Here is a 22,349-nt window from a genome sequence, read left to right as displayed (position 1 = left end):
CGCCGCGCCGGATCAGGGCGCGCAGCTCCTCGACGCTGATCGCCATGCGCTCGGCGCAGTCCTCGATCTCGACGAACTCGAGCTCCTCGTCGTAGTCGGGCAGCGGCCGGCCAGTTGTCACGAGCCCGAGTGGAGGCTGATCATCGCGAACGCTTGCGGGCGGGTGAAGGCCACCAGGCCCCGCATCTCAGCGCGAACGATGTACGCGTTCTTGGTGAAAAGATCCTCGGACCAGAAGTTGAGCATGATCGACATGCCTTCGCGGACGAAGAGTTTCAGCTGGCGCCAGTCGGCGAGGATCGCCCAGCCGGACGGGACGCTGGGTGACACAACGCGGCGGATCTGGTTGGACGGGCCGAAGATCTGGTCCGACGTTCCGAAGCCGTTGCCCCTGTCGTACTCGAAACCGCCGGTCAAGAACGGGCCGTCGTTCCCTGAGCGGGTGAGGTCGATCGCCTCGGCGTCGTCAGGATTGAGACACACGCCGTTGGGCACCTCGCCCAGTTTCTGCAGGGCGGTGAGGCCCTTCCGCAGGCTGGTGACCTTGTCGGTGGAGTACGAGACGGTGGTGATGCCGGGGGTCGCCCACAAACCGGTCATCTCCTCGCCCGTGCCGAGGCCCCAGATAGCCTGATTTTCCAGGCCCGCCAGAACGCCTTGGGCCATGGTCGACGCGAGCCACGACTGTAGGGCGGGGACGTCTTGGAGCAGGCGGACGGGGACGGGTTCGGAGACGTGCGCGATGACCCGGCAGCGGTCGGTGACCGGCTCGACGGTGAACGTCGACACGGGCTTACTGGCCAGGTCGGCGACGACGGTCGCTTGGTTGTCGCGGTCCGTCGCCGACTCCCGGTAATACTCGACGGCGTTCGAATCGCTGCCGACCCGGTTAGAGAATAAGTCGATTAACCTTGTGGGCCAAGGGATTTCAGTCACCGAGGGCAAGACCAAACTTGGAACGTCAAGCGTGCCAGTCGAAATCGCGCGCTGCTCCCGGCCTACCCCGGCGATCTGCTGGGCGGTGCGCCGCGCCCAGTCCTGGGTGGAGGCGGCGGTGTTGCCCATGGCGGTGGCGGCCATCAGCCGCTGCACCGCCGGGTTGTCGGCCCCGGAGCGGGCCAACTCGCTGCGCGTCTCCACGATCCGCTCGTCGAGGGCCTTGCGGGTCTCGGTAAGGCTCGCGATCTCGGCCGCCTCCTGGGCGGTGAGCTGGGTGCGGCCCTCGGCCTGCACCCGCTGCGTGATCGCCTGCCCTTCGGCCTGCGCGAGGTCACGGGCGCGGGTCAGCCGCTCCAATACAACGTCCAGTCCGCCGTTCATCGATTGGTCCTCTCGGTGATGGGGTGTGCGCGCTCAGCGGCGGACGGCTCATGCGGCACGCGGATCGTGGCAGCCTGAGCCATCAGCCATTCGCGGAGCGCCTGGCGGAGAGCTTCATCGAGCGTCAGGCCTCTCCTATCGGCCCAGACGCCGAGGGCCAGCACGGCCGGTACGTCAACGACGAACGTCACTTCGGCCTTGCCCTGGCGCTCCAGGTCAACGGCGAGGCGCTCCTGACGCTCTCGGAGCGTGGCCCGATGCGCGCGCTGCTTGCACGCCGCGCTGCAAAAGGCGCGCTGGCGGCCCGACAGCGGGGCACCACACGGGCAGGTCATGACGCGAACGGTAACGCGTGACCGCTGCGGTGGGCGCGCGACACGCCGAGACGGTCGGTCTATCGCAGGTCGTGGTCGATGCGGCGCAGCAGCCAGGCGTGCGCGTCATCGCCGAGGCGCTCCCGAACCTGCTCGGCGTACTCGGCGACCGCCGCCAGCGCGATCGTGCGCCAAAAGGCGGGGTTGGCGCCGATCTCGTTGTCGATCAGCAGCAGCTGCTCGCCATCTTCACGAATCCAGGCGGCGGCGGCCCGCTGCACCAGGATCAGTGGGGCCCGCTGCTCGGGGGTGAGGTCGGTCATTCGGGGGTTCCTCTCGGGGTTGGGTGGGGTGGGCGGATGACACGGATGCGGCCGGCCGCATCCCGGCCGACGAGCAGGTGATCCAAAACGCAATCGCGGTGATGACAAGGGGAGAGTTCGCGGTGTGCGTCCAGGGCTTCCTCCCACGTCCCCCAGAACGTGGTCTCGCTGACGTGGGTTCGATGGCGGCTTTCCCCCCGCGTGCAGACCAGCGCGACGGGCATGTCACCGCGGCTCGGCCGGTGGAGGCTGGCAGGGTTCCTCGTCGGCGGTCGCGGTGGCCGTCGAGCCATCGAGCAAGCTGGTGCGTTCGGCGAGAGCCCGCAGGCGCGCGGCGCGGTGGGCGGGGCACAGCGCGTGGCCGCCCTTGAGCGGCGCGAACAGGCCGAGGCAGACCGGGCAGGTCGCGGCGGTCATGGCGGGCCTCCCTGGCAGCTGAAATGACACGGCCGACCGGCGCGGTCCCGCTGGCCGCACAAGACAGGCCGACCACACAGCACGCAGGCTGATGCCGGGGCGCGTCGCGGCCGGGGTGGCCGGTATCTCGCCGCCCGGTCATAGCGCCTATGGCAGCTGCGACAGCGGGCGACAAACCGGCGAAGGTCCGTGGAGAAGCGCCGTTTGCCGTCGAACACCTCGCGGGGACAGTCACCCGTGTAGCTCCACTCGGCAGCGGGCGCGCCGCAGTCAACGCACGCCCTGGCGCGGGCGGGGCCGCGGACTCGCGCGAGCCTACGATGCACACCGCCGTAGGTGCTCACCGGTATTCCTCATACGGATCGGGACCGGCCCCACGCCACGCGCGCGCCTGCGCGGGTGACCTACCGGACTTAGAAAAACGGCCAGGAGAAGAAGCGGGCTTTTCGTTGGTTTGTTGGTTGTTGGTTGTTGGTTGTTGGCGCGCGCCAAGTAATTCCCTAGGGGTTTCCTTGTGGGTTTCCTCGGTGGATTCCGGGGTGGATTCCAGGGTGGAATCTGTGGCTGCTGCTGCCTGCTTGCGCTGGCGGTCTTTGGCGCGTGCCGCGAGCACGTACTTCCTGGTCAGCGCCTCTTTCCACTCGACGAACTGGTAGCCCTTGAGCCCGTCGTGTTGGGTGGGTGCCCAGAGTCCGGCGGCGACGATTTTCTTCGCGGCACGGGTGCCGCCCTGCCAGCTTGTGACGAACCAGTGCGGCACGAATCCGTCTGTGAGTTCGTCCATGCTGTACGCGCCTGCGGCGGCGAATAGGCCGAAGCCGTCGAGGCCGACCTGGCGGAAGCGAGCGTCGGAGTGGGCTTTGTCATCGACGTTGAACCACGGCATCAGCGCCGCCCCCTGTCGGCGGGGCGTGCGACACTCTCGGGTGACGCTCCCTGGCAACGGCTGCGTTCAGGTCCTCCGTCGTTCTCCCGGCGGGGGACCTTTTTTGTCATTCGGAGTGCGCCCGCGAAGCAGGCCGCGATCAGATCCTGCTGCTGCTGGGACAGCGGGGGCGGGTCTGTGAGCAGCCGCGCCAGCCACGCCTCGCTGCTGGCGTCGAGTCTCACGGCCGGCCGTTGGCTTCGATGGCCTCGATATCGGCGATGAGGATGCGCCAGGTGCGGCCGATTCGGAAGGCAGGGATGGTCCCGTCTTTGCAGCGGCGGCAGATGGTGCTGGGCTTGACATCCCAGCGTTCGGCGAGTTGCTCGGCGGAAAGCACAGCGGAGGCTTGGGATTTCGGTTGAGCGTACATAGGCGTCCTTCGACGTGGCGGAGTGGAACTTTCCGACCAGATCGCACGGGGCAAACTCCCGTGTCGCCTAGTGCGCTAGATGCGCGCTGCTGACTCTAGAGTACTGCTAGCGGTTGTGTCTACCCGTTCCGCGCCTCACCGCTTCGTTGAAACCTGTTGGGGGACACCACACTCGGGTGTGGTTGGGGTCGGTGTGGGTCCTACTGCCTAGGCCGACAACTCGCGGCGCAACTTGGCCACGTGCCCAGTCGCCTTCACGTTGTACTGAGCGAGCTCGATCTTCCCCTTGTCGTCCACCACAAAGCTCGAACGAATAACTCCCTGAACGGTTTTCCCGTACATTTTCTTCTCGCCGAACGCCCCGTAGGCCGTAAGCACCTTGCGCTCCGGGTCGGAAAGCAGGGGGAACGTCAGGCCCTCCGCGTCGCGGAACTTCGCGAGCTTCTCCGGCTTGTCGGGGGAGATGCCGACGACGTCGATCCCGGCTTCGTTGAGTTCGGCCAGGCTGTCGCGGAAGTCGCAGGCCTGCTTGGTGCAACCTGGTGTCGAGGCGGCCGGGTAAAAGTAGACGACGACGCGGCGTCCCTTGTAGTCGGCCAGCGACACCTTGTTGCCGTCGGCGTCGGGCAGGCTGAAGGCGGGCGCCTTATCGCCCGGCGCAAGCCGCGTGGTCTCGGTCAATTCGACTCCTCTTCGTCAATCACTTCCACGTCGATGACGTCAATTTCGTTTCTCTCAAGGTCCGCGATCATTGGCCCGGCCGCGTGAACCATGTTGTCTTTCAACGCCGCTAAGGGGCGATCGAACCCCAGGCCCGCTCTCACAACGGCATCGAAGCGCGGGTCGTCAATATATCGTTCGATGACTTCCAACTGCCGCGAGAAGACCTCGGTCCGCCTGTCCTCTTCCTCTAAACGGTTCATTCTTTCCCGATGGCGATCTGCTGCGTTCTGAGCGGCTCGACGTGCAGGATCAAAGATCCTTGCAAGAGCATCGATAACCTTCGCTAACCCGGTGAATTTGATAGTGAACGACATCCCGACTTGCAGCGTCTCAAGCTGAGGCTGCTCGGTTGACGGAACCAATCGGCGGATGGCCGAATTAATGGTCTGGGGTGGAACGGCGAATCCTGACTGCATTAATGAGTCGTTGAACATTACTAGGCTGGAACTCGCTAGCCGCCCTTGCTGAACTAGGTCCGGGATAGCAAGGATGTTGTACAGGTAGTCCAGGTCGGCCATCGTCTCGGTGACCCAACCAAATGTCGTTGTCAGGTCTTCGACGTGTTTGCTTGCTACATGCAACGTCAGATGTGCCGGCCCGCCATGGGTCATCGCAATGGTCCTTTCGAGTACGTAGGTATTAGCCCACACCACACCCCGGTGACGGTCTTGCCGTACATCTGCTTCTCGCCGTAGGCGCCCCAGGCCGTGAGCACCTTGCGGTCGGGATCGGACAACAGTGGGAACGTCAGCTGCTCGGCGTCACGGAACTTGGCCAGCTTCTCGGGCTTGTCGGGGGAGATGCCGACCACGTCGACGCCGGCGTCGTTGAGGTCGCGGAGGTTATCGCGAAAGTCGCAGGCCTGTTTGGTGCATCCGGGCGTGGAGGCGGCCGGGTAGAAGTACACGATGACGCGGCGCCCCTTGTAGTCGGCCAGTGACACCTTGTTGCCGTCGGCGTCGGGCAGGCTGAAGGGGGGCGCTTTGTCGCCGGGGGCGAGCCGCGTGGTCTCGGTCAAGGTGCGTCCTTTCTGTTCACCGCCGCGTCGGGGCTATCGCCGGCTGATCTAGGGTAGTGCCTCAGGTGCATAGGCGGACTTGGAGGACAGACACGTGGCGGACCGGGACCCCGAGGCCATCAAGCGGGACATCGACGTCGCCCGCGACCAGCTGGCGGCCACCGTCGATTCGCTCGCCGAGCGCGCCAACCCTCGCCGCCTCGCCGACGACCTGCGGGCGCGGGCGGTCGAATTCGTGAAGAAGCCCGTGGTGATCGCGTCGCTGGTCGGGATCTCGTCGGTCGTGGTGATCGTGGTGGTGCGCCGGGTCAGGGACCGCTGACCTTTCGAGCCCTGTCGACCGCGGCGGCGCTTGCGACATGCACGGGGAGGTCGTCGGCCCAGGGCTGGGTGGTGACCATGTCGTCGACGTCGATGTAGCCGCGCTCGAACTCGCCGGTCGCCGGGTCGACGAGCCGGTACTCCTGCCGCTGGCGGTGGATGGGCTGCGCGTCGAGGATCACCACCCGCACGTCACCCGGCTCGAACCCGCAGCGTTGCTGTAGCGCCTCGATGAGGCCCTCGTTGTGCATGTGCCCGTCGCCGAAGTTCCATCCCAGCACCATCGAGCAGAGCACTTCGCCCTCGCAGACGTTGTAGTCGTCCTCGTCATAGCCCGCCAGCGCACGATGCACGAGGGTGAACAGCGCACGCCCGTGGGTGTTCATCCCGCGGAACGCCATGGCCAGGTGCAGCGGGACCAGGGTTTCTTCCTGCGACCCGTAGAGCCGCTCGAGTTGCAGGTGCTGCATCGGCCCCAGCGCCCGGGATCCGACGCGGAATTTGTCGTCGGCCGAGGGCTTGACGCACCACAGCGTGGTGTCCCAGTTGCCGGCGTAGTACCGCATGCCGGGCAGGAAGGAAACCTTGCGCGGGTACAGGTTTCCGACGACGACGGTGCCGGCGAGCACCACGAACAGAATGGCTACGGGCAGTGGGTTGTCGACGCTCGACAGCCCCAGCTGCGCGTGGGCGACGAAGAGGGATAGAACCCCGAAGATCATGAACACGTTCCATTCCAGCGGCACGCCCATCGGGAATGCCAGCAGGATGTTGAGGTGAAACACGATCATCACGAACGCGGCGATGGCAGTCGGCCAGCCGCCGTGGCAGAAGAACAGCACCAGCGGCACCAGCCCCTCCACCGCGGTCGAGAAGTGGGCGATGACGCCCGCTAATACGCTGGGCCGCAAGTCATCCGGATAGCGCTTGAACAGCGACCGCTTGAGAAATCCGCTGGGGATGAAGGGGTTGTTCGCCAGCATCGTGGAGATGACGAACGGGAAGTGCCGGGTGAGCTTGGAAGTCGCGGCGCCCAGCCAGATCACCATGAAGACGAACTTGGCCCCGACGACGATGTCCGCCCCGGAGAACAGGAACACCAGCGCCAGCGGCCCGTACACCTCGCCGCGCGCGGCGAGGAAGATCACCTTGTCGCGCAGGCTGATCACCGCGAGAACGGCCAGGACCGCGACGGTCTGCCACCGCGGCAGCACGCCAATTGCCGTGCCCAGGGCCGGGATCGGGCCGGCGCCGTCGGAAACCAGCGCGACGACGAGCAGCACCAGCAGGGCGCCGTAGAGCAACGCGTCGAACGGGGTTCGGTCGTGGCCCTTGGTCAGCGGGACCCGGTCCGGCCACGGTGGCAACCGGATGGTGCCGGGCCGCAGCCAGTACAGGATCGAGCCCATCGGCGGGAAGTAGCGCCCCGCCAGCGGCCCGAAACAGCAACCGAGGCCGACGACCTCGAACAGCATGGTGTAGAGGACGGCCTTCTGGAACACGATGGGCTCCGACCACCACGCTCCCACGTCGGTGAAGCCGCCGATGCCCTTCGTCGACCATGCGAACAGCCAGCCGCCAAGAACGTACAGCGCGATCTTGACGCCGTACATCAGGTGCATCACCAGCGGGGTGCCGAACCCGTTCTCGGCGATGTGGCGCGCCATCGGCACGATCCGCTCGGCGCGCGGCCGTTTGCTCCACTCGGCCACGTCGACGACAGGCAAGTTGGGACGGATCAACCCCATGTGCAGCTCCTTCGACGCAGAAGAAACTACCGGCAGGGGCCGCTATCGCGGGGGCATATGGGATCGGTGCGCCGTCAGGGTTACGGACCCCGGACCTCCCGCTTGCAGCAATTACGCCTCGAATAGCCAATTCGTCACAGGAATTGGCGCGTCTACAGATTTGGTGGAAGGACGGATTATCGCGCGGCCTTGGCGGCTTCGCGACGAGCCTTTTCTTTCACGTGGGTCGAGCAGGAATGTGCCAAATCGCAATGGAACCGGTCACTGCATTCATGCGAACAATAAATTGATGCGGCCGGAAGCCAGTCCGGATCGGACAGATCACGCCGTCGGTCGTTCGGATCGAACGTGTGGCCGCAATGCACGCAGGTCTTGACCTTGGTCTTGGTAGCCATGTCGGTCAGGGTACGCGCCATGGCTCTGAATCGGTGCAGGTTTCAGACCGTTTGAACAACCGACATCTCGCAAGACATCTCCGCCCATGAGTTAATTAACTTATAAAACTAATTCAGTCGTTGCGGCCCTCGCCATCGCCACAGTTCGACGCGACCGCGCGGTCATCTCAACGAGGTTGATGGGCATGAGGTCAGCGGAAAGCAAATCGAAGCCTCGCAGCGAAATCGCTTGTAGTGCATAACGCTTCCATGTCTCCGACTCGAACAATCGTCTCCGGGGGCTTTCGCCCTACAATGCGGTCGTGCGTATCGCGCTGCCGAGCGTTGTTCAGTGCGGTCCACGCGCGTGAGTACACGAATGGTGCAGTCGCGGCTGGGGCCGACGCGCGGCGCCGAGGCGACCGCGCACCGCAGGAATTAACTCGGCAGTCATGGCGTTGGCTAGCGACGGCAAGCGCGACGAGACTCGCTCCGTTACCCTAGGTTCGTCGCACATTCCTAGTCGGGGGGACGGTGTTGACGCTTCTCAAGCGGGCATGGGTTCCGCTGGTGGTCATCGTGGCACTGATCATCGGCGGCGTTGCGGTGGACCGACTCAACGGCGTCTTCCCGGGACCCGGGCTGCCTAAGCCCGATCCCCGGGATGCCACCCCGCCGTACGCGGCCAAGACCGCCATCTACGAAATCCTGGGACCGCCCGGGACGACCGGCGTCGTCAACTGGATGGATGCGGACGCACAACCGCAGAAGGCCAACTTCACCACGTTGCCATGGTCGCAGACAATCGTCGCCGAGATGCCCGGCATCTTCGCTTATGTCGTCGCCCAAGGTGACGCCCCCGCCATTGGCTGCCGGATCACCGTCGACGGCAAATTGGTCGATCAACAACAGGTCAACACGCGCGACGCGCAGGTCTCCTGCTTGGACAAATCGGCGTGACCGACAACACCAGCGACACGGACGAAATCCCCGTCCCGCAGCGCACCGAAGCCCAGCGTAAACCGCGAGTCGCCCACACCGTGCGCGTCCTCGCGCTGCCGATCATCCTGGTCTGGCTGCTGATCGCGGTCGGCGTCAACGTCTTCGTCCCCCAGTTGGAGAAGGTTGCCGAGGACGTCTCGGTGCCGCTCTCGCCATCCGACGCGCCTTCGGTGACCGGGATGAAGCACATCGGGGAAAAATTCAAGGAGTACGACTCCGACAACCTCGTCCTGGTGACCCTCGTCGGTGAGAAACCTCTCGACCGGGATGCACATCGGTATTACGACGATCTGGTCAGAAAGCTGAAGCAGGACACCAAACACGTCGAGCATGCGCTCAACTTCTGGGGGCAGCGGTTTACGGCCTCAGGTGTCGAGAGCTACGACCACAAGTCCGCCTACGTCCAGGTCAACCTGCGCGGCGACCAGGGCGGGGCCGTCGGCGACAAGTCGGTTGACTCGGTGCGCAAGATCGTCGCGGACTCGAAGCCACCGCCGGGGGTGAAGGCCTACGTCGCGGGTCAGGGAGCCCTGACCGACGACACGATCGTGGTCGGCAACGCGAGCCTATTCAAGATGACGATCATCACGATCATCATCATCGCGATCATGCTGATGTTCGTCTATCGGTCCATCGGCACCGTGCTGCTGACGATGGTAATTCTGTTCGTCGGCCTGGCCACCGGCCGGGGCGTGGTGGCGCTGCTGGGCGACACCGGGATCATGGGGTTGTCGACGTTCGCCGTCAACCTGCTGACGGCGCTGGCCATCGCGGCCGGGACCGACTACGCGATCTTCATGGTGGGCCGCTACCAGGAGGGTCGCGAGCGGGGGCTGGACCGCGAAGCCGCCTACTACGACACCTTCGCCGGGGTCACCAAGGTCGTCCTAGGTTCGGGTTTGACGATCGTCGGGGCGCTGGCCTGTCTGCATTTCACTCGGCTGCCCTACTTCAGTTCGCTGGCGTATCCGTGCGCAATCGGTCTGCTGGTGGTGGTGGCCGCCGGGGTGACCCTTACACCGGCGCTGATCGCGTTCGCGAGCGGCTTCGGTCTATTCGATCCGAAGCGAAAGTTCAACTACACCCGGTGGCGCCGCCTGGCGACGGCCATCGTGCGCTGGCCGGCACCCATCCTGGCCACCTCCGTCATCCTGGCGATGGTCGGCGCCCTGGGATTGTCGGGCTTCAACCCGCGCTACAACGACCTGTATTACCTCCCGAAGAGTGCGTCCTCGGTCCAGGCCTACGACGCGGCCGATCGACACTTCACCCAGGCCCGGCTGAACCCAGACCTGTTGATGATCGAATCGGACCACGATCTGCGCAATCCCACCGACATGCTGGTCCTGGACAAGATTGCCGGAGCCATCTTCCGGGTGCCCGGCATCGAACGGGTGCAGAGCATCACCAGACCTCTTGGGCCGCCGATTCAAGATGGTTCTGTTCCGTTCCAGCTCAGTGTGCAAACCGCACCGATCCGCAGCAACCTGAACTACCTCAAGGACCGCGTCGCCGACATCAAGAGGATCACCGGCTTCCTCGACACCCAGATCACCCTGTTGGAGCGCCAGTACGCGGTGACCCAGAAACTCGCGGACGCCGCGGACGACAGCTCGAAAACGACGGGGGAGACGGCGGCCATCACGGACCAAATCCGGGACCACATCGCGGATTTCGACGACTTCTGGAGACCGATTCGCAGTTATTTCTACTGGGAGAGGCACTGCTACGACATCCCCATTTGCTGGTCGCTACGAAGCCTGTTCGACGCCCTCGACGGTTTCGATCAACTGGCCGAAAAGTTTCACGCTCTCACCGGCGACCTCAACCACACGGCTACAGCGACGCGCGAATTGCTGGCGATCATCCCTGAGAATATCGCCGTCACAAAGGCGATACGCGATACGACTCTGACCATCTACAGCACGTTCGACAACCTGGTCGATCAGTTCGACCGACTGACCGACACGAACGCCGTGATGGGCAAGTCCTTCAACGACTCTCAGATCGAGAGCCTGTTCTACCTGCCGCCCGAGATCTTCCAGAACCCCGACTTCCAACTGGGGTTGAGCTTGATGGTGTCGCCGGATGGCAAGGCGGCTCGCTTCATCATCACTCACTCGGTGGATCCGGCGACGACGGAAGGGATCTCGTCGGTCGATAAGGAGCGCAATGCGGCCAAGGAGGCACTGAAACTCACCTCGCTGCAAAACGCCGACATCTACCTCGGCGGCACGGCCGCAACGTTTTACGACATCGCCAACGGCGCTAAGTACGACCTGCTGATCGCAGCAGTGGCCTCGATCGTGCTCATCTTCATCATCATGGTGATCGTCACCCGCGCCTTGGTCGCTGCGGGCGTGATCGTCGGCACGATCGTGATGTCGCTGGGAGCCGCCTTCGGGTTCTCGACACTGATCTGGCAGCACCTGCTTCACTTCCAGTTGCACTGGGTCGCAACCGAATTCGCGTTAATCGTACTCTTGGCCGTGGGATCGGATTACAACCTGATGCTGGTGTCGCGAATCGAGGAGGAGATCGGGGCGGGCCTGAAAACGGGACTGATCCGCGGCATGGGTCTCACCGGCCCGGTGGTGACCGCCGCCGGTCTGGTGTTCGCGGTCACCATGGCCACGATGATCACCAGCGATCTGCGGGCGATCGGCCAGTTCGGCACCACGATCGGGCTCGGCCTGATGTTCGACACCTTCGTCGTGCGATCGCTCATCACGCCCTCGATCATGACAGTGATGGGCCGCTGGTTCTGGTGGCCCAAGCGGGTACGGGTCCGCCCAGCCAGCCAGATGCTTCGCTCCGTCGGACCGCGCCCACTGGTTCGTGCACTGCTCCACCAGCCGCGACACGCGGTCGGCCCGGGCCCGCAGACGTAGCAACCGGCACAGGACGCCGCCCGCCGATTACAGGTCGTGGCGCGGCGGTGAAGTGCACCCATTCAGCTGTGAGTGCGCCGTCAGGGTTTCGAACCCCGGACCCGCTGATTAAGAGTCAGCTGCTCTACCAACTGAGCTAACGGCGCCGTGTACGGCCGAGACCGCGTACGCGACAATAACAGGCGCCTTGCCGCGGAGCGAAATCCCGATGTCTTCCAGAGTAGCTGTCGAGCGACGAGCGATTTCTGTACGGGGCTATCAAAAAAGCGTCCCGCAGTAGGGCGCCCGTTCGGTCGCGAAGGCGGTATCCAGGTCGCGCAGCGCGCCGGGGCGCAGTTCGGTGATGCGACCGGCCCGTAAGAGTTGGGCAGCGCGGTGCGCGCCCATGTAGAGCGTCGCCAATTCGGCCAGACCGATTTCGACGTCCGCGGGCCCGTCGTGCGGGGTGCACTTGCCCGTGCCGTCACGGGTCTGGAGCAGGAACCGTCCGCCGGCGAGGTTGAGCGGGTCCGTGACGCCGAGCACTACGTCGGTGTCGGCCGCGTACACCCGCGCGCCGAGGACCTCGGGCACGTCGTTGATCCGGACCCACAGGAAATCACTCATCCCGGTCGTTTGCGCGGCGCGCTGGTCACGCAGCTTGAGCGGCAGCGGATCGTCGACCGGCACGTCGATCTCGATGTTGTCGAACATTTCCAACGCCAGCAGGGTCTGCAGCAGTTCGCTGTGGGCCTCGTCGGTGATGGCGAAAAAGTCCTCCACGAGCAGGGAGCCGAACGGCGGCCGAAACGCGTGTTTACCCGCGCCGATGACGCGGTACGCCAGGAAGCCGTCCGGATGGACGGTGAAATTCAGCGCGGATCCACTGCCTCGCTGCGTGGGCCTGTCCTCCAAAAAGTCGGCCCACCACGCCTCGTCGCGCTGCACCGCGCCGCTGGTTGCCGCGCACCATCGTTGGTAGATGTCGGGTAGGAGGCGCCTTGCCTCGTCGGCGTTGACTTCGCGCGCCCGGTTCCCACTCGGAGCGTCGCGCAGCTTCGCGAAGCGGCGGTCGATGCAGTAGGAGTGCGTGTAGCTCGCCACGCCGGCGCCGAAGCCGTCGTACATCGCGGCCTGGGTCGGGACGCCACAGACGATCGGGTAGCCGCGCTCCAGCAGCTTGCCCAGGCCCTGGGCGCTGAGCTGCGCCCATATCCCGGTTCCCTGATGCGTCGACGCGACCGCGATCATCGTCAGCCACGCGGCCCGTAGGCTGCCACCGCCGGGCACGGTGAGCCGCGCCCGATAGATGATGGACGTTCCCACCAGGGCCGGATGCTGCGGGTCGGAAACGTCCTCGGCGACCAGGATGTCCTCGAGTTCGACCCGGCGTTTCCAGGCTTCCACGGCGCGCGGGTCCACCGGATCCCCAAACGTGCGAGCCTGCTTCTCGTAGACCGCCTGCCAGTCGTTTTCGGTTGGATGTCTGATCGTGATGGCGTCGTCCGTCGTGTTCATCGCTCATCCAATCCGCCGTTGGCGCAGCCCGGCGGCGCCGGGCGCGCCGAATCCACCTGCTGAAGCGCCGTTTTGGTTTCGATACCCGGGTGTCGGATCGCCAAACTTTGCCCTGGTGAGCCCGGCGACGTGGGGCGTTCAAGCCGGGACTTTCGGGTATAGGGATACGCGATGCTGCGAAAAATCACTCGGCTTGCCGTCGCCGCGCCGTGTGGCGTGGTCGCGGTATTGCCCCTGTTACGGGCCCGTTGATGGTCGGCATATACCTCGCCGCTCTGCTGGCGTTGGCGTCCGCGCTGTGCATCGCCCTCGGTGACGTGCTGCAGCAACGGGCGGCGCACTGCATCACCGACGGGTCCGTCGGCCACGTCGAATTGTTCGCCAGACTGCTGCGCGACCGGCGCTGGTGGTGGGGCGGGCTGCTGCTGATGGCGAGCATCGCGTTGCAGGCGGCCGCGCTGCAGCGGGGTTCGGTGCTGCTGGTGCAGGCGCTGCTGATGCTGTCGCTGCTGTTCGCGTTGCCCATCAATGCCAGGGTGTGGCACCGCACCGTGACCGGCGGCGAGTGGATCTGGGCCGGACTGCTGACCGCCGCGGTCATCGTGATCGTCGTTGTCGGCAACCCGCAGGCCGGGCGGTCCGGCGCATCGGTGGGCACCTGGCTGGCCGTGGCCGTCGTGCTGGCGCCGCTGTTGGTGACGTGCGTGGTCGCCGGCCGAGTTCGGGGCGGCGCCGCGGCCGCCGCGTTGTTCGCGTTCGTTTCGGGGGCGCTGTGGGGGGTGTTCGCGGTGCTGACCAAGGAGGTCGTCGCCCGGCCCGGCGACGGTGGCTGGGCGGTGGCCCGAACCCCCGAGCTCTACGCGTGCGTGCTGGCCGCGGTGGGCGGTGTGGTGTGGAGCCAGGCGGCATTTCGGGCGGGGCCCTTGACCGCGTCGATGCCGACCTTGCAGGTGTCGCAGCCCGTCGTGGCGGCGGTGCTGGGTGTCGTCGTCCTGGGCGAGACGCTGAACACCGGTCGCGCCGGGATGACGTCGCTGGCGACGGCCGGGCTGGCGGCGACGGCGGCCATCGTCAAACTCGCGCGCGTCGAGGCCGCCGCAACACGTGATGGGGTCGAGGCACGGCGCCGAACCGCGGTGGGCCAACCGGCGTAGACACCGGACGGCCGCCTCGCCGATGTCGCATCGTGGGCGGCCAAAAACCCATTAGAATGCTTCCACTGTTTCTGGTCAGCGGTGACCAAACTATGCCGATCGAATGTGGAAGTTGACTTGATGACGCCTTTGCATGGACGCCGACCGTGGCTGGTTGCCGCCATGGTCGTGTTTGCTGTCGTCGGCGTTGCCTGCAGCGGCAGCCACACCGCCGCGCCGGCGAAGGTCATCTTCGACAAGGGCACGCCGTTCGCCGACCTGCTGGTCCCCAAGCTCACCTCCTCGGTGAACGACGGCGCCGTCGGCGTCACCGTGGACGCGCCGGTGACGGTGAGCGTCGCCGACGGCGTGCTCGGGTCGGTCACCATGGTCAACGAGAATGGGCGCTCGATCGGCGGTCAGCTCAGCCCCGACGGGCTGCGCTGGTCGACGACCGAGCAGCTAGGCTACAACAGGCGCTACACGCTGAGTGTGAAGGCGCTGGGGCTGGGCGGCGCGGCCACCCGCCAGATGACCTTCCAGACCAGTTCGCCGGCCCACCTGACGATGCCCTACGTCAGTCCGGGCGACGGCGAGGTGGTCGGCATCGGTGAGCCGGTGGCGATCCGATTCGACGAGAACATCGCCAACCGCGCCGCGGCCCAGAAGGCGATCGTCATCACCACCAACCCGCCCGTCGAGGGCGCGTTCTACTGGCTGAACAACCGCGAAGTACGTTGGCGCCCAGAGCATTTCTGGAAGCCCGGCACCGCCGTTGATGTGGCCGTGAACACCTACGGCGCCGATCTGGGCGACGGGATGTTCGGCGAGGACAATGTCAAGGCGCACTTCACCATTGGCGACGAGGTCATCTCCACCGCCGACGACACCACCAAGATGGTGACCGTGCGGGTCAACGGGGAAGTCGTCAAGACCATGCCGACGTCGATGGGCAAGGACAGCACCCCGACCGCCAACGGGATCTACATCGTGGGCGGGCGGTTCAAGCACATCATCATGGACTCGTCGACCTATGGGGTTCCGGTCAACTCGCCCAACGGGTATCGCACCGACGTCGAATGGGCCACGCAGCTTTCCTATAGCGGTGTGTTCGTGCATTCCGCGCCCTGGTCGGTCGGCGCCCAGGGCCACACCAATACCAGTCACGGCTGTTTGAACGTGAGCCCCAGCAACGCCGAGTGGTATTACGACCACAGCAAGAGCGGCGACATCGTCGAGGTCGTCCACACCGTGGGGCCGACGCTGCCGGGCACCGAGGGGCTCGGCGACTGGAACGTCCCCTGGCCCGTGTGGAAGGCCGGCAACGCCAACATCAGCTAGGCACGACGCCCGTCACTTTTCATTCATCTGAGCGCGAAGTGCGTGGCGTAGGGTGCCGGCCCATGAATACTCCTTCGCCCGGGCCGGGGTGGTGGCTGGCCTCCGATGGCAACTGGTATCCGCCGCGGTGGGAAACCCGGTTCGTCCATTACACGAACGAGTCCCTGCCGGCAGTGATCGACGAGGCGAGTCGTCAGTCGAAAGCCTACGGGGAACAGGGCTGGGAGATCGTGGGCTCCTCGGTGCAGCGCAGTCAGGTCGCCCGCCGGTTCAAGGAGTATGACGAAGGCGGGGATCACTATTTCGAGTGGAGCATCGTCTGCACCCTGAAACGGCCGCTGGCGCCCGGACGGAGCGCCGAAAGGTCCGCGGACCAGTGGGGTGGCTGACGGGGCTCGAACCCGCGACATCCAGGATCACAACCTGGTGCTCTACCAGCTGAACTACAGCCACCATTGCCGCGAGCCGGCATCCATAGCTGGGCCAACGAGCGGCGATCACCGATACTAGCCGGTGGGTGGCTCGGTGTCCGAATCGATTGTTCCGGTTGCGTTCTGTGGGCCTGCAAGATCGGCGACCACGATCTCGATTTCGCTGGTGGACGGACCCGGCGGCGGCACGAACGCGGTCCGCCGGTAGTACTGCAGTTCGCGGATGGATTCTCCGATGTCGGCCAGCGCGCGGTGCGTGAGGCCCTTGACTGGCTGGCCGTAGTAGATCCGCGGATACCAGCGCCGGCACAGTTCCTTGATCGAGCTGACGTCGATCATCCGGTAATGCAGGTAGGAGTCCAGCTTTGGCATGTCGCGGGTGATGAAGGACCGATCCGTGGCGATCGAGTTGCCCGCCAGCGGGGCGGTCTTGGGTTGCTTGACGTGCGTGGTGATGTAGTCCAGCACCATCGCCTCGGCGGTCGCCAGGTCGACGGTGGAGGCCTTGACCTCGTCGATCAGCCCCGAGCGCGAGTGCATTTCGGTGACCACCTCGATCATCGACGACAGCGCGGCGTCGTCGGCGTGGATCACCACGTCCACCCCGTCGCCGAGCACGTTCAGCTCGGCGTCGGTGACCAGGACCGCGATCTCGATCAGCTTGTCCGAGCTCAGATCGAGCCCGGTCATCTCGCAGTCGATCCACACCAATTCGTCGCGCACAGCGCTCAGCGTATGCGTGCGCCGGGCCCGCGCGAGCCCTGCCCCCGCCTGGTCTGGGGAAGTAGTGTGAGCGTTGCGACTGGGGAAGAGGGGCGAGCGCGATGACCACCGAATCAGCGGCGACATCCGCACAGCGAATCGCGAGCGGCTACGCCGTCGCAGGTCAGGCGCTGGAATTGGGCACGGTCGTCGTCGAGGGCGTCGCGGACCCGACCGCCCAGATCCGCATCCCGCTGGCGACCATCAACCGGCACGGCCTGGTGGCCGGGGCCACGGGAACCGGCAAGACCAAGACGCTGCAACTGATCGCCGAACAGCTCAGCGCCGCGGGCGTGGCGGTCCTGATGGCCGACGTGAAGGGCGACCTGTCCGGCCTGGCCCGCCCCGGCGAGGCCAACGACAAGACCGCCGCGCGCGCGAAAGATACCGGCGACAACTGGGAGCCGACCGGGTTTTCGGTGGAGTTCTTGTCGCTGGGCACCGGGGGAGTGGGCGTGCCGGTGCGCGCGACCGTGGCCAGCTTCGGCCCCGTCCTGTTGTCGAAGGTGTTGGGACTCAACGCCACTCAAGAATCGACGCTGGGGCTGATCTTCCACTGGGCCCAACAGGCCGGGCGGCCGCTGGTCACCCTGGGCGATCTGCGCGGCGTCATCAGCCACCTGGCCAGCGACGAGGGCAAGGCCGATCTGAAAGACCTGGGCGGGGTGTCGTCGACGACGGCGGGCGTGATCCTGCGGGCGCTGGTGAACCTTGCCGGCGAGGGCGGCGACACGTTCTTCGGCGAGCCGAAGCTCGACCCGAACGATCTGCTGCGCGTCGACGACGGGCACGGCGTCATCTCGCTGCTCGAGTTCAGCGGTCAGTCGGTGCGTCCCGTAATTTTCTCCACCTTTTTGATGTGGCTACTGGCCGACCTGTACGCCAAACTGCCCGAGGTCGGCGACGTCGACAGGCCCAAGCTGGTCTTCTTTTTCGACGAAGCACACCTGTTGTTCGCCGATGCGTCCAAGGCCTTCCTCGAGCAGGTCGAGCAGACCGTCAAGCTGATTCGCTCCAAGGGCGTCGGGGTGTTCTTCTGCACGCAGCTGCCCACCGACATCCCCAACGACGTGCTGTCCCAGCTGGGCGCGCGCATCCAGCACGCGCTGCGGGCCTTCACCCCCGACGACCAGGCCGCGCTGTCCAAGACCGTCCGCACCTATCCCAAAACCGATGTGTACGACCTGGAGTCGGCGCTGACCTCGCTGGGGATCGGTGAGGCCGTCGTCACCGTCCTCTCCGAAAAGGGCGCGCCGACGCCCGTCGCGTGGACCCGCATGCGGGTGCCCCGTTCGCTGATGGCGTCGATCGGCACCGACGCGATCTCCGCCGCGGCCAAAGCCAGTCCGCTGCAAGCGAAGTACGGCAAGACGGTCCAGCAACCGGCACAGCCCCAGGCCGTCCCGCAAGTTCCGCAGGCCCAGTCCGGCTATCCGCCGGTGCCGGCGGACTCGGTGCCCCCGCCGATGCCGGCGCCGGCCGAGCCGGCGGAGCCGAAGGGGCCAAGCTTGTTAGAAAGGTTGTGGCACGATCGCGAGGTGCAAAGCGCCGTCAACATGGGGATACGCGAAATTATCAAGGCCAAGTTCGGCGGTGGCGGCCGTGGTCGCCGGAAGTAACGCCTACCCGCCGCCGAGCTTCTTGTAGAAGCTGCCCACGATCGGCGCGACGATGGCGCGCGGGGCGTACCCGCTGGCCACCGACATCGCCTTGGACGTCAGGCCCGGGACGACACGCATCTTGTTGCGCTCCAACGCATCCAGCGATATGCGGGCGGTGTGCTCGGTCGAGATCCACAGGAAGTCCGGGACCAGCTTTTCGACCAGGGACCGCTCGGCGTCATCGGGCAGATCGGTGCGCACCGGGCCCGGCGCCAGCAGCGTGACGTGCACGCCCGAGCCGCGCAGCTCGCCGCGCAACGATTCGCTGAAGGTGTTGGCGAACGCCTTGGTGGCCGCATAGGTGGCGTTGTAGGGGATCGGCGAATTGCCCGCCGCCGAACCGGAAATCAGGATGCCGCCGGCCTTGCGCTCGACCATGCCCGGCAGCACCGCCAGCGTAAGGTCGTGCACCGCAACGGCATTCAGCTGCACCTGAGCCTTTTCGGCGCCCGGGTCGAGGCCCGTGACCGGACCGAACGTCGCGGTACCGGCGTTGGCGCACAGGATCGAGATGGGTCGGGCGGCCAATTCGTCGCACAGTTTCGCCCGTTCGGCCGGATCGGCCAAATCGGCGGGCCGCACATCGACGGCCACCCCGTACTTGTCGGTCAGCCGCGCGGCCAGGTCGTTGAGCAGCTCTTCGCGCCGCGCGGTGACGATCAGGCTGTGCCCGCGCGCGGCCAGTTCGGTGGCCAGCGCCTCGCCGATGTTTTGCGAAGCCCCGGTGACGACGGCGCGCGCGTCGGGACTGGGAGCTGGTACCGGCATGCGGCCAATCGTAGACAGCCTCGCACCCAATAGAGTGCCGGGCATGAGTCAGCGCCCGGCCACACCCGTGCCATCGCAGGTGGCGGCGTGGGCGCTGTGGGACTGCGGCTCGCTCGGCATGAACGCCATCGTGGCGACCTTCGTCTTCTCCGTCTACCTGACCGGCACCGTGGGGGCGGGCGTGTCCGGTGGTACGTCACCCGCGAGTTGGCTCGGTCGCTCGCTCGCGGTCGCGGGGTTGACCATCGCGGTGTTGGCGCCGGTCGTGGGGGTGTGGGTGGAGGCCCCGCACCGTCGGCGGGTGGTGTTGACGGTCTTGAGCGCTCTCGCGGTCGCGTCGACCAGCGCGATGTTCCTGATCCGCGACGATCCCAGCTATCTGTGGGCGGGCCTGGTGCTGCTGTCGGTCACGGCCGCGTGTGGTGATCTCGCCGGTGTTCCCTACAACGCGATGCTGCGTCAGGTCTCGACGCCGCAGACGGCGGGGCGCATCTCCGGCCTGGGTGCGGCCTCAGGTTTTACCGGCAGCGTGGTCCTGCTGCTACTGGTCTATTTCGGTTTCATCTCCGGCAGCGGCCCGGTGCGCGGGTTGCTGCGCGTGCCGGTCCACGACGGGCTCTACGTCCGGGCGGCGATGCTGCTGACCGCGGCGTGGTTTGCGGTGCTGGCGCTGCCATTGCTGTTCGTCGCGCACCGGCTGCCCCACTCCGGGGAGGCATCGCCTCCGGTGAGCATGCTGGGCGGCTATCGCAAGCTGTGGGTAGAGGTGAGCGCGGAATGGCGCCGCAACCGCAACCTGGTCTACTTCCTGGGGGCCAGCGCGCTGTTCCGCGACGGGCTGGCAGCCATCTTCGGCTTCGGCGCCGTGCTCGGCGTCAACGTGTACGGCCTGTCCCAGGGCGACGTGGTGGTGTTCGGCGTGGTGGCGAGCGTGGTGGCCGCGATGGGCGCGGTCATCGGCGGGTTCGTCGACCACCGGATCGGATCCAAACCGGTCATCGTGGGATCGCTGGTCGCGCTCGTCGCCGTGTCGGTCACGTTGATGGCGGTGTCCGGTGCGCACGCCTTCTGGGCATGCGGGCTGTTGTTGGCCGTGTTCGTCGGCCCGTCGCTCGCGTCGTCGCGCGCCCTGCTGCTGCAGCTGGCAAAGGACGGCGGGGAAGGCGTCGCGTTCGGCCTCTACACGATGACCGGACGGGCCGTCGCGTTCGTGGCGCCATGGCTGTTCTCGGTCTTCGTCGACGTGTTCGGCGCCGTGCGCGCCGGCGTCGCCGGCATCTGCCTGGTGCTGATCGCCGGCCTGCTGGCGATGCTGGTGGTTCGGGTGCCGGCGCGCGCCGAACAGCCCGCGCAGGCTTAGTGTCGGGCGACGTCACGTCGCCCAACGTGCTCTCACGGCGAAATTTCGACCGGTTTTCCGCCGTACGTGCACGTTCGGCGCGGCGGGCTACTCGGCCCTCCCGCGACCGTCACGAACCCCGCGCGTCGCAGATCGTCAGGCCCTCCCCGGAGCGCTGGCTCAGCTGAACCCCGTCGACGGTCACCGAGCAGGAGACGTTGTGGCCGAAGTTGACGACCGTGACGTTGGCCGGGTGCAGCGCCGACTTCGACAGGCTGACCTCTTTGGTCCAGGGCAGCACGACGTTGAACTCGGTCTGCACGACGTCGCCGGTGCCGATGTAGACGACGCTGATGGCGCGGCCTTCGCCGGTGACTCTGTAGACCACGTCCTGCATCACACCCGGGCCGGTCGTCTCGGTGGGCGGCCCCGAAGCGGTCGGCGGCGGCAACGGCCGGGAGGTGCGCGACGGTGGGGACGTCCGCGTCGACGGAGTCGGCGTCGGGGTCTGCTCCTCGCTTGACCCGGGCATGGCGGGCAGCGGCGGCACGGCGGTCTGGTTCTTGATCGCGTCGTTCGCCAGGATCAGCGCGATCACCAGCGCGACGACCAGGAGCACCGCGGCCCCGGCGCCCAACCACAGCCAGCGCGGTGACTTCGGCCCGCCGGGGGGCGGCGGAGTGGGGCCCTCGGGCGGCGCTTCGCCCGACGGCGGCAGCTGCTGCTGCCAGTACGGCGGCAGCTGTTTGGTGTCGTTGAGGTTGGACGCCCACTGCGGGCCGTATCCGCCGTAGGTCGGCGCATAAGGTCCGGCCTGGTCGGCGTATGCCGGGTCGGCGGGCGGCGGATACGGCAAACCCTGCGGCCCGGCCGGTCCCGATCCCGGTAGAGGGGGACTAAACCGCTCGGTTCGACGTGGATCGCTCATGTCCACCTCATGGGTTGCAAGGGTACCTAAGCCGGGCGCCCGAGCGGGGACTCACCTTAAGGGGCGCGACTCAGGGGCACTGATTGCCGGCCGTCAGCGCGGCAACCGTCATCGCCCGCATGACGGCACGCGATCGCTCGGCACCGGCGGACTTGGCGCGCGAATCGTCGGGGGACTTCATGCTGTGCGGCGTCGAGTTGAGCAGCCCGAATATCGCGTGGGCCGTCAGCCGGGCGTCGGCTTCGGCCAGCTTGGGATTGAGCTCGCGCAGCACGCCCACCCAGACCTCGACGTATTGGCGCTGCGCCTTGCGCACCTGCTTCGCGGCGGACTCGGGCAGGTGCGCAAGGTCGCGGTCCTGGATGCGGATCAGGTCGGGTTCGCCCAGCGCGAAGTCGAGGTGGAAGTCGATCAGCTCGTCCAGAGCGGCGGTCGCGTCGGCGTTGCGGGCCCGCGCATTCCGGGCGCCGGCGAGCAGCCGGGTGCTGATACCGACGAGCAACTCGACCAGCATCGACTCCTTGTTGGGGAAGTGGCGATAGATCGCCGGACCGCTCACACCCGCGGCGGCGCCGATGTCTTCCAGGCGCACCGCGAGGAAACCGCGCTCGGCGAACAGGCGCTCGGCGGCCGACAGGAGTTGCAGGCGCCGGTCGGATTTCAACCGGCTGCGGCGATTTGGCGGATCGGGCTCCGACGCGGACGTGGTCATGGCCGCCCTCCGACTCCCCCGTTCGGTT

At 66.3% G+C, this 22,349-nt stretch carries 23 protein-coding genes, 2 tRNA genes and 1 pseudogene; 8 read left to right on the top strand and 18 right to left on the bottom strand.

Annotated features, from left to right (window positions below; all coding sequences use genetic code 11):
- Nucleotides 1–117: 117 nt before the first annotated feature.
- The 9 genes and pseudogenes from BN4348_RS46175 to bcp (BN4348_RS46135) form a co-directional block, all read right to left on the bottom strand.
- Nucleotides 118–1,320 carry a phage major capsid family protein gene (locus BN4348_RS46175; protein WP_084454263.1) on the bottom strand — a complete coding sequence of 401 codons (1,203 nt, stop codon included), beginning with the start codon at nt 1,318–1,320 and terminating at the stop codon, nt 118–120.
- A complete protein-coding gene (locus BN4348_RS60065) occupies nt 1,317–1,655 on the bottom strand; it encodes a hypothetical protein (RefSeq protein ID WP_066914360.1) in 339 nt (112 codons plus the stop codon). Before BN4348_RS60065 ends, BN4348_RS46175 begins: the two co-directional genes overlap by 4 nt.
- Nucleotides 1,656–1,714: 59 nt before the next feature.
- Entirely contained in the window at nt 1,715–1,957 is a 243-nt protein-coding gene (locus tag BN4348_RS46165) for a hypothetical protein (RefSeq protein ID WP_066914358.1), read from the bottom strand.
- Between the two features lie 225 nt (nt 1,958–2,182).
- The gene (locus BN4348_RS46160) at nt 2,183–2,374 is read right to left on the bottom strand and encodes a hypothetical protein (RefSeq protein ID WP_066914356.1); all 192 of its coding nucleotides are present in this window, start codon (nt 2,372–2,374) and stop codon (nt 2,183–2,185) included.
- A gap of 340 nt (nt 2,375–2,714) precedes the next feature.
- Nucleotides 2,715–3,260, bottom strand: a complete 546-nt coding sequence (locus BN4348_RS46155) for a hypothetical protein (protein ID WP_066914354.1) — start codon at nt 3,258–3,260, stop codon at nt 2,715–2,717.
- 220 nt (nt 3,261–3,480) lie between these two features.
- A complete protein-coding gene (locus BN4348_RS46150) occupies nt 3,481–3,639 on the bottom strand; it encodes a helix-turn-helix domain-containing protein (protein WP_160040488.1) in 159 nt (52 codons plus the stop codon).
- Between the two features lie 240 nt (nt 3,640–3,879).
- Nucleotides 3,880–4,353: a thioredoxin-dependent thiol peroxidase gene (gene bcp, locus BN4348_RS46145; protein WP_066914352.1), complete on the bottom strand. Its 474-nt coding sequence runs from the start codon at nt 4,351–4,353 to the stop codon at nt 3,880–3,882.
- Nucleotides 4,350–5,006 (bottom strand): hypothetical protein, encoded by a 657-nt coding sequence (locus BN4348_RS46140; protein WP_142308721.1) that lies wholly within the window; start codon nt 5,004–5,006, stop codon nt 4,350–4,352. The genes bcp (BN4348_RS46145) and BN4348_RS46140 overlap by 4 nt, the downstream gene beginning before the upstream one ends.
- Nucleotides 5,007–5,047: 41 nt before the next feature.
- Nucleotides 5,048–5,413 (bottom strand): annotated as a pseudogene (gene bcp / locus BN4348_RS46135) (thioredoxin-dependent thiol peroxidase); the annotation flags it as partial.
- 94 nt (nt 5,414–5,507) lie between these two features.
- Between bcp (BN4348_RS46135) and BN4348_RS46130 the strand changes: the two are divergent.
- Nucleotides 5,508–5,735 carry a DUF3618 domain-containing protein gene (locus tag BN4348_RS46130; RefSeq protein ID WP_066914420.1) on the top strand — a complete coding sequence of 76 codons (228 nt, stop codon included), beginning with the start codon at nt 5,508–5,510 and terminating at the stop codon, nt 5,733–5,735.
- Here BN4348_RS46130 and BN4348_RS46125 read toward each other — a convergent pair.
- Nucleotides 5,722–7,482 (bottom strand): DUF3556 domain-containing protein, encoded by a 1,761-nt coding sequence (locus BN4348_RS46125; RefSeq protein ID WP_066914347.1) that lies wholly within the window; start codon nt 7,480–7,482, stop codon nt 5,722–5,724. The genes BN4348_RS46130 and BN4348_RS46125 overlap by 14 nt on opposite strands.
- A 176-nt stretch (nt 7,483–7,658) precedes the next feature.
- The gene (locus tag BN4348_RS46120) at nt 7,659–7,877 is read right to left on the bottom strand and encodes a ferric uptake regulation protein (protein WP_066914418.1); all 219 of its coding nucleotides are present in this window, start codon (nt 7,875–7,877) and stop codon (nt 7,659–7,661) included.
- Between the two features lie 516 nt (nt 7,878–8,393).
- Here BN4348_RS46120 and BN4348_RS46115 point away from each other — a divergent pair.
- Both BN4348_RS46115 and BN4348_RS46110 read left to right on the top strand, forming a co-directional pair.
- Nucleotides 8,394–8,816 (top strand): MmpS family transport accessory protein, encoded by a 423-nt coding sequence (locus BN4348_RS46115; protein WP_211145735.1) that lies wholly within the window; start codon nt 8,394–8,396, stop codon nt 8,814–8,816.
- Nucleotides 8,813–11,749, top strand: a complete 2,937-nt coding sequence (locus BN4348_RS46110) for an MMPL/RND family transporter (protein ID WP_066914343.1) — start codon at nt 8,813–8,815, stop codon at nt 11,747–11,749. Before BN4348_RS46115 ends, BN4348_RS46110 begins: the two co-directional genes overlap by 4 nt.
- A 73-nt stretch (nt 11,750–11,822) precedes the next feature.
- On the opposite strand, the gene BN4348_RS46105 is transcribed toward BN4348_RS46110, so the two are convergent.
- Together BN4348_RS46105 and BN4348_RS46100 are read right to left on the bottom strand one after the other, a co-directional pair.
- A tRNA-Lys gene (locus BN4348_RS46105) sits at nt 11,823–11,895 on the bottom strand.
- A gap of 112 nt (nt 11,896–12,007) precedes the next feature.
- Entirely contained in the window at nt 12,008–13,246 is a 1,239-nt protein-coding gene (locus BN4348_RS46100; RefSeq protein ID WP_066914341.1) for a GNAT family N-acetyltransferase, read from the bottom strand.
- A 251-nt stretch (nt 13,247–13,497) separates the two neighbouring features.
- On the opposite strand from BN4348_RS46100, the gene BN4348_RS46095 reads away from it, so the two are divergent.
- The 3 genes from BN4348_RS46095 (at nt 13,498) to BN4348_RS46085 (ending at nt 16,109) form a co-directional block, all read left to right on the top strand.
- Nucleotides 13,498–14,400, top strand: coding sequence for a DMT family transporter (locus BN4348_RS46095; protein WP_066914338.1), 903 nt, complete (start codon nt 13,498–13,500; stop codon nt 14,398–14,400).
- Nucleotides 14,401–14,520: 120 nt separating this feature from the next.
- Nucleotides 14,521–15,720: a L,D-transpeptidase gene (locus tag BN4348_RS46090; protein WP_084454261.1), complete on the top strand. Its 1,200-nt coding sequence runs from the start codon at nt 14,521–14,523 to the stop codon at nt 15,718–15,720.
- A gap of 62 nt (nt 15,721–15,782) precedes the next feature.
- The gene (locus tag BN4348_RS46085; RefSeq protein ID WP_066914333.1) at nt 15,783–16,109 is read left to right on the top strand and encodes a hypothetical protein; all 327 of its coding nucleotides are present in this window, start codon (nt 15,783–15,785) and stop codon (nt 16,107–16,109) included.
- Here the strand turns inward: BN4348_RS46085 and BN4348_RS46080 are convergent.
- Both BN4348_RS46080 and orn read right to left on the bottom strand, forming a co-directional pair.
- Nucleotides 16,098–16,173, bottom strand: a tRNA-His gene (locus BN4348_RS46080). The genes BN4348_RS46085 and BN4348_RS46080 overlap by 12 nt on opposite strands.
- A 53-nt stretch (nt 16,174–16,226) precedes the next feature.
- A complete protein-coding gene (gene orn, locus BN4348_RS46075) occupies nt 16,227–16,874 on the bottom strand; it encodes an oligoribonuclease (protein ID WP_066914331.1) in 648 nt (215 codons plus the stop codon).
- A gap of 101 nt (nt 16,875–16,975) precedes the next feature.
- Between orn and BN4348_RS46070 the strand changes: the two genes are divergently transcribed.
- Complete coding sequence (locus tag BN4348_RS46070; protein ID WP_066914329.1) at nt 16,976–18,532, top strand: helicase HerA-like domain-containing protein; 1,557 nt, start codon at nt 16,976–16,978, stop codon at nt 18,530–18,532.
- A 3-nt stretch (nt 18,533–18,535) separates the two neighbouring features.
- Here BN4348_RS46070 and cmrA read toward each other — a convergent pair whose 3' ends face one another.
- A complete protein-coding gene (gene cmrA, locus BN4348_RS46065) occupies nt 18,536–19,342 on the bottom strand; it encodes a mycolate reductase (protein ID WP_066914327.1) in 807 nt (268 codons plus the stop codon).
- A 43-nt stretch (nt 19,343–19,385) separates the two neighbouring features.
- Here cmrA and BN4348_RS46060 point away from each other — a divergent pair, with 43 nt between their 5' ends.
- Nucleotides 19,386–20,702, top strand: a complete 1,317-nt coding sequence (locus BN4348_RS46060; protein ID WP_066914320.1) for an MFS transporter — start codon at nt 19,386–19,388, stop codon at nt 20,700–20,702.
- 109 nt (nt 20,703–20,811) lie between these two features.
- Here the strand turns inward: BN4348_RS46060 and BN4348_RS46055 are convergent, their stop codons facing one another.
- Both BN4348_RS46055 and BN4348_RS46050 read right to left on the bottom strand, forming a co-directional pair.
- Nucleotides 20,812–21,609 carry an MmpS family transport accessory protein gene (locus tag BN4348_RS46055; protein WP_066914318.1) on the bottom strand — a complete coding sequence of 266 codons (798 nt, stop codon included), beginning with the start codon at nt 21,607–21,609 and terminating at the stop codon, nt 20,812–20,814.
- A 70-nt stretch (nt 21,610–21,679) separates the two neighbouring features.
- Nucleotides 21,680–22,321 carry an SACE_7040 family transcriptional regulator gene (locus BN4348_RS46050; RefSeq protein WP_066914315.1) on the bottom strand — a complete coding sequence of 214 codons (642 nt, stop codon included), beginning with the start codon at nt 22,319–22,321 and terminating at the stop codon, nt 21,680–21,682.
- Nucleotides 22,322–22,349 lie beyond the last annotated feature (28 nt).

The sequence above is a fragment of the Mycobacterium interjectum genome (genome assembly GCF_900078675.2).
Lineage (GTDB): Bacteria > Actinomycetota > Actinomycetes > Mycobacteriales > Mycobacteriaceae > Mycobacterium > Mycobacterium interjectum.
The sequence above is the reverse complement of the archived record's forward strand: the minus strand, read 5'-3'. Positions and strand labels throughout refer to the sequence as shown.

Bases quoted from the DNA above. Each gene is read 5' to 3' on its own strand.
- BN4348_RS46120 (WP_066914418.1), bottom strand. From the start codon at position 7,877: ATGGCTACCAAGACCAAGGTCAAGACCTGCGTGCATTGCGGCCACACG.
- BN4348_RS60065 (WP_066914360.1), bottom strand. From the start codon at position 1,655: ATGACCTGCCCGTGTGGTGCCCCGCTGTCGGGCCGCCAGCGCGCCTTT.
- BN4348_RS46140 (WP_142308721.1), bottom strand. From the start codon at position 5,006: ATGACCCATGGCGGGCCGGCACATCTGACGTTGCATGTAGCAAGCAAA.
- BN4348_RS46060 (WP_066914320.1), top strand. From the start codon at position 19,386: ATGAGTCAGCGCCCGGCCACACCCGTGCCATCGCAGGTGGCGGCGTGG.
- BN4348_RS46175 (WP_084454263.1), bottom strand. From the start codon at position 1,320: ATGAACGGCGGACTGGACGTTGTATTGGAGCGGCTGACCCGCGCCCGT.
- cmrA (WP_066914327.1), bottom strand. From the start codon at position 19,342: ATGCCGGTACCAGCTCCCAGTCCCGACGCGCGCGCCGTCGTCACCGGG.
- BN4348_RS46070 (WP_066914329.1), top strand. From the start codon at position 16,976: ATGACCACCGAATCAGCGGCGACATCCGCACAGCGAATCGCGAGCGGC.
- BN4348_RS46055 (WP_066914318.1), bottom strand. From the start codon at position 21,609: ATGAGCGATCCACGTCGAACCGAGCGGTTTAGTCCCCCTCTACCGGGA.
- BN4348_RS46090 (WP_084454261.1), top strand. From the start codon at position 14,521: ATGACGCCTTTGCATGGACGCCGACCGTGGCTGGTTGCCGCCATGGTC.
- BN4348_RS46050 (WP_066914315.1), bottom strand. From the start codon at position 22,321: ATGACCACGTCCGCGTCGGAGCCCGATCCGCCAAATCGCCGCAGCCGG.
- BN4348_RS46085 (WP_066914333.1), top strand. From the start codon at position 15,783: ATGAATACTCCTTCGCCCGGGCCGGGGTGGTGGCTGGCCTCCGATGGC.
- BN4348_RS46100 (WP_066914341.1), bottom strand. From the start codon at position 13,246: ATGAACACGACGGACGACGCCATCACGATCAGACATCCAACCGAAAAC.
- BN4348_RS46160 (WP_066914356.1), bottom strand. From the start codon at position 2,374: ATGACCGCCGCGACCTGCCCGGTCTGCCTCGGCCTGTTCGCGCCGCTC.
- BN4348_RS46165 (WP_066914358.1), bottom strand. From the start codon at position 1,957: ATGACCGACCTCACCCCCGAGCAGCGGGCCCCACTGATCCTGGTGCAG.
- BN4348_RS46125 (WP_066914347.1), bottom strand. From the start codon at position 7,482: ATGGGGTTGATCCGTCCCAACTTGCCTGTCGTCGACGTGGCCGAGTGG.
- BN4348_RS46155 (WP_066914354.1), bottom strand. From the start codon at position 3,260: ATGCCGTGGTTCAACGTCGATGACAAAGCCCACTCCGACGCTCGCTTC.
- BN4348_RS46095 (WP_066914338.1), top strand. From the start codon at position 13,498: ATGGTCGGCATATACCTCGCCGCTCTGCTGGCGTTGGCGTCCGCGCTG.